Origin of the sequence: Synechococcus lacustris str. Tous (assembly GCF_003011125.1) — a bacterium.
Classification (GTDB): domain Bacteria; phylum Cyanobacteriota; class Cyanobacteriia; order PCC-6307; family Cyanobiaceae; genus Synechococcus_D; species Synechococcus_D lacustris.
Map to the genome: position 1 here is coordinate 1 of NZ_PXVC01000305.1, position 598 is coordinate 598.

Annotated in this window: 1 protein-coding gene; it reads right to left on the reverse strand. The window is 43.5% G+C overall.

The features are described from left to right. Positions 1–66: 66 nt before the first annotated feature. A partial coding sequence (locus tag C7K08_RS15075) for a phosphatase PAP2 family protein (protein ID WP_106501218.1) occupies positions 67–598 on the reverse strand: 532 nt, incomplete at its 5' end.

Genomic DNA, 598 nt, shown 5'->3' on the forward strand with positions numbered 1-598 from the left:
TGGCTGGGTTGCAGAATTTAGCGGTGATCAAATTGCGAAATACTACCCTTTGCTTGAATCCGATAATTAATCAGTAAGCAAAGGGAGTCCCGCCGGGGGCGCCATCATCAATTTTTGTATTTCTGGTTTTAGCTTCTCCTTAAAGATTTGCCATTGCGCAGATGCGATCACATCTTTAGTTATCGCCACTGCCAACTTTTGGCTTGCCAGCACATCACTGGGATAATGAACACCACAATAGGTGCGAGCATATCCGCCTTGAGATCCCACTTGCTGAAGCCTTTCAGCCCTACCTGGAATTAAATCACTCAAAAGCAAAGAGGTTGCTGCATACCATGTGGCATGCCCACTTGGATAAGACCAAGTTGATTCTAAAGGCAAACATGGTTGGAATTCTTTATAGCTAACATAAGGCCTAGGCCTAGCAATCGCATCTTTTAGTTGATCTTTCACATTATCAATTTCCTTGAGAAATGCAGGCAATTCTTTAAACAAAGCAGGGGCAGACTTGGACAAATCAGACCCTACTGCTGCATCAAAACTACTTAGATTTCGATATAAGAAACGCCAACTGTGAATCACCCCTTCTGGATAACGG